Here is a 3,704-nt window from a genome sequence, read left to right on the forward strand (position 1 = left end):
GCTACTATGCAAATCAAGCTGAATTTTACTGCCTTAATCACCAAAACTAAAGGCAAACTGACAACGCCGAGTGTAGCAAATCGTGTTGATGCATTTGTTAAGTGCTATTTAATAGCGTGTGATTTAGATTTGTTATATGCATTATCGAATGCATCATGAACTTGTTTTAAATCACTGATCTCAACTTTAGGGATTCGGATCTGACTCCTATTTAACAGTTGCCCAGCTAATCGCTTTGTACGAATGGTATGAAGATCTGTTTCTGTACCAAAATGATAACAAATTAGGAAGCCATTAATCATGAAGTAATAGATGAGCCCTTCTTTAGGCGTTTTACCTGCCTCAACACCAAGATGTAAAAAGGCACTTTGAATTACATCATCATCGACACCACACTTTGTATCAATTACTCTAAGTACAGATATCCGAACAAAGTGATCCAACTTAAGCGATGTATTTATTTTTATTGATTTATTTCGTATGCAAGATGCTAATGCATCTTCAACTCGTTCAGTCAATTCTATGTTCGAAAAAGTAGTTAGCGTTGATACAGATGCCCGCCATAAAATACTAATTAAAAAAAGGTAGTATTCAGTATATTTAAAGCCGTTTAGCTCCACATACCTTCGAGCTTTCTTCACCCCCTGACTACTTTTAAATAATCTCGTCCCATATTTTTCATAATTATCACTTATGAATTGCTCACAATTTCGACATAAGAGTTTTTCTTTTGGGTCAGAGTTAACTTTCTTAGGGGGCGATTCATCATCACAAACAATCGAGACTAACTGACCATTCCCTTGCTTTAACCCTCTCAAATATGATTTAGGTATTATATGCGATTTTTGTAGAGGATCTTTACCTCCACACAGTTTACAAACCATTCTATTTGTACCTCCTAGCACTTAACGCCTGCATAACACGTTTGCTACCATGCTGATTAAGCCTAAATTTACCACTTAATACGGTAAACTCAAAGAAACCTAGAATGCCGAATGTAGCAAATCGTGTTGATGCATTTGTTAACTGCGTGCCAAAGTGACACAAAACTTGTCAGCGTATAATAATTAAACTACAATTCACTTGTGCCACTTTGACACTGAATGGAGATTATTATGGCTACTGCATTACCCCGTATTACAGCACGTGTAGATATTGATACACAAGAACTACTATCTCAAGCTGCGGCTATTGCCGGTATGTCTAGCATTAACTCATTTGTGCTTAGTGCGGCTGTAGAAAAAGCAAAAACTATTATGGAACGGGAACGAGCCTTACAACTAAGTCAGCAAGATGCTATGACGTTAATGACTGCGTTAGACCAACCAGCTAAACCAAATAGTAAATTACAAAAAGCCGCTTCACGTTATATGGATAAAACTCAATAATGAATACTGTCCAATTAGAAAGAGCTAAACATGACCGAAATCGTTTTGATTGTGGTATTACCGCACTCAATAATTACTTGAAAGTTATGGCAAGCCAACAAGCTAAGAAAGACAATACTCGTACTTTTGTTCTTGAAGATAAGCAATGTCCAGAGCACATTATTGGTTATTACACATTAACCATGACTCCGATTGATATTCAGGATTTACCACCTAAATTACAAAAGAAACATCACAGTGTAACTTCTGGTGGTTTAATTGCCCGCTTAGCCGTTGACCATAGATACAAAGGTCAGGGTTTCGGTGAGTGGCTTTTGATTGATGCGCTAAGAAAACTATTAATGGCAAGTGAAACAGTCGCCTTTCCTGTTGTCATTGTTGATGCAAAAGATGGCGCTGAGTATTTCTATGAAAAATACGGTTTTACCGCATTCCAAGACGCTGATAACAAACTATTTATTACAATTGCAGACATTAGATCTAGTATCGGTGAATTAATTTAAACCGAGAAGCAGTTAACGCCTGCATAACACGTTTACTACTATGCAATTATACTTAAAATTGACGCCTTAAAACGAAAAACACCCGACAACCTGAGATGCCGAGTGTAGTAAATCGTGTTGATGCATTTGTTATGCGAATATCACAAAACCTTTAGTTACCACTGATTTATTTAATACATATAGTATTTATTATTAGCGTTCACATCTCTTAATGTTTGTGCTGCTGACTTATTTAATTCACGCATATCATCACTAAATTTATCCATTGCTTCTTGATTACGTTTATTGGTCTCTTTTACATTTGATTTATGCTGACCTGATAGTTTAACAAGATTCATAGAGTGCATTGTAATCATTTTACAATCTTGTGCTGATACAGTAGATGATTGGTATTGTTGATATATTGTATTCGCCATATTTTGGTCATATGTCCAAGTTGACAATGTATAATTAACTGCCTGTTGAGCATCAACTGCTAATTCCATATCCATCATGTCTTGCATAGCACATTTATTTGCGCCTACAGATAAACCAACTAGATAGTTTAATCTTTCATTACTAATAGGAGTAGATGTACAACCAGATAGAATTACCGCGACTAAAGGAGTCAATAAAAGCTTTTTCATTTGTATAAGTTATTAATTGTAAAAACCTGATTATACAACTTTATGTATGATTAGACAGAAATATCGCATAACGCCTGCATAACACGTTTGCTACTATACAGGCTTAGCTGAATTTTAACGCCTTAATCACTGAAACTAAAGGCAAACTGACAACGCCGAGTGTAGCAAATCGTGTTGATGCATTTGTTATACGGCTAACTAAAGCGCGAGGCTAACTTCTTATAAACTGCATCTTTGTCCCTTTTACCAATAGCTAGGACGTAAACAACAATTTCATCATCAATGACTTCATAAGCTAAACGATAGCCTGCTGTACGTAATTTAATTTTATAGACAGAATCATAACCGCGTAATTTTGATGCAGGTACATGAGGATTTTCGAGGCGCTCAATTAGCTTCTTTTTAAACTGACTTTTTATCGGCGGAGCTAACTTGCTCCACTCTTTTTGTGCTGCTGGAAGGAATTTTAATTTATAAGTCATCGATATTTACTTCCACAGCATCTGATAAATCAAGTCTGCGGCTTTCAACAAGCTGAGAAAGCTCGTAATCATCTAACATGTCCATTAGAAATTCGTAAGTTTCAGCAGGCACTAAGTAAGCCGTTGGTTTATTGTGATTTAAAATAGCTATAGCAGAGCCATCAGCTTCGTTCAAAAGAGCTGTAGGATTCTTCTTTAACTCTGAAATACTTGCTGAACAATCAGCTAGAACTTGTCTCATAACGCCACCAAATTAGTATTAAATTAAGTGCCAATTTTAGACCTTTTTAATGTGAACTGCTACTTTTTTCTTTTTGCCGTATAACGCCTGCATAACACGTTTGCTACCATGCAGATTAAGCCTAAATTTACCACTTAACACGGTAAACTCAAAGAGACCTAGAATGCCGAATGTAGCAAATCGTGTTGATGCATTTGTTAGGCATTACTCACAGAAATCCTCTATACGCATTATTTGATCTTCTTCCTCATCTCTTACGAAACCAGCAAGTTGAACATTAAGAACAATCATCATTAAACAAAATTGATCTTTTAATATTAACTCCTTAAATTTTTGACCTTTTTTAACTCCATTAACTACAAATGACTGAATATCATTTTGAACTTCCGGTTCAAAGCTTTTATATAAGTTATTAATATCAGATTTTGATGAACCGTACAAAAAATTTCGGACTCAGTACGCAC

General features: G+C 35.7%; 7 protein-coding genes. 2 read left to right on the top strand and 5 right to left on the bottom strand.

Features of this window, described 5'->3' with window-relative positions; all coding sequences use genetic code 11:
• Positions 1-104 precede the first annotated feature (104 nt).
• Positions 105-518 carry a hypothetical protein gene (locus tag PVK62_RS17040; protein WP_274449499.1) on the bottom strand — a complete coding sequence of 138 codons (414 nt, stop codon included), beginning with the start codon at positions 516-518 and terminating at the stop codon, positions 105-107.
• Between the two features lie 597 nt (positions 519-1,115).
• Between PVK62_RS17040 and PVK62_RS17045 the strand changes: the two genes are divergently transcribed.
• Together PVK62_RS17045 and PVK62_RS17050 are read left to right on the top strand one after the other, a co-directional pair.
• Positions 1,116-1,388: a type II toxin-antitoxin system TacA family antitoxin gene (locus PVK62_RS17045; protein WP_017018730.1), complete on the top strand. Its 273-nt coding sequence runs from the start codon at positions 1,116-1,118 to the stop codon at positions 1,386-1,388.
• Complete coding sequence (locus tag PVK62_RS17050; protein WP_274445583.1) at positions 1,385-1,891, top strand: GNAT family N-acetyltransferase; 507 nt, start codon at positions 1,385-1,387, stop codon at positions 1,889-1,891. Before PVK62_RS17045 ends, PVK62_RS17050 begins: the two co-directional genes overlap by 4 nt.
• A gap of 170 nt (positions 1,892-2,061) precedes the next feature.
• Here PVK62_RS17050 and PVK62_RS17055 read toward each other — a convergent pair whose 3' ends face one another.
• The 4 genes from PVK62_RS17055 to PVK62_RS17070 form a co-directional block, all read right to left on the bottom strand.
• On the bottom strand, positions 2,062-2,517 hold the full coding sequence (locus PVK62_RS17055; protein WP_274445581.1) for a hypothetical protein: 456 nt from the start codon (positions 2,515-2,517) through the stop codon (positions 2,062-2,064).
• Between the two features lie 194 nt (positions 2,518-2,711).
• On the bottom strand, positions 2,712-2,999 hold the full coding sequence (locus PVK62_RS17060) for a type II toxin-antitoxin system RelE family toxin (protein WP_045103945.1): 288 nt from the start codon (positions 2,997-2,999) through the stop codon (positions 2,712-2,714).
• The gene (locus tag PVK62_RS17065) at positions 2,989-3,240 is read right to left on the bottom strand and encodes a type II toxin-antitoxin system Phd/YefM family antitoxin (RefSeq protein ID WP_274445580.1); all 252 of its coding nucleotides are present in this window, start codon (positions 3,238-3,240) and stop codon (positions 2,989-2,991) included. Before PVK62_RS17065 ends, PVK62_RS17060 begins: the two co-directional genes overlap by 11 nt.
• 204 nt (positions 3,241-3,444) lie before the next feature.
• Positions 3,445-3,681: a hypothetical protein gene (locus PVK62_RS17070; protein WP_274445579.1), complete on the bottom strand. Its 237-nt coding sequence runs from the start codon at positions 3,679-3,681 to the stop codon at positions 3,445-3,447.
• Positions 3,682-3,704: the final 23 nt, after the last annotated feature.

The sequence above is a fragment of the Aliivibrio sp. S3MY1 genome, from assembly GCF_028765575.1.
Classification (GTDB): Bacteria; Pseudomonadota; Gammaproteobacteria; order Enterobacterales; family Vibrionaceae; genus Aliivibrio.

Coding starts and splice junctions, on each gene's coding strand:
- PVK62_RS17045 (WP_017018730.1), top strand. CDS start 1,116: ATGGCTACTGCATTACCCCGTATTACAGCACGTGTAGATATTGATACA.
- PVK62_RS17055 (WP_274445581.1), bottom strand. CDS start 2,517: ATGAAAAAGCTTTTATTGACTCCTTTAGTCGCGGTAATTCTATCTGGT.
- PVK62_RS17060 (WP_045103945.1), bottom strand. CDS start 2,999: ATGACTTATAAATTAAAATTCCTTCCAGCAGCACAAAAAGAGTGGAGC.
- PVK62_RS17065 (WP_274445580.1), bottom strand. CDS start 3,240: ATGAGACAAGTTCTAGCTGATTGTTCAGCAAGTATTTCAGAGTTAAAG.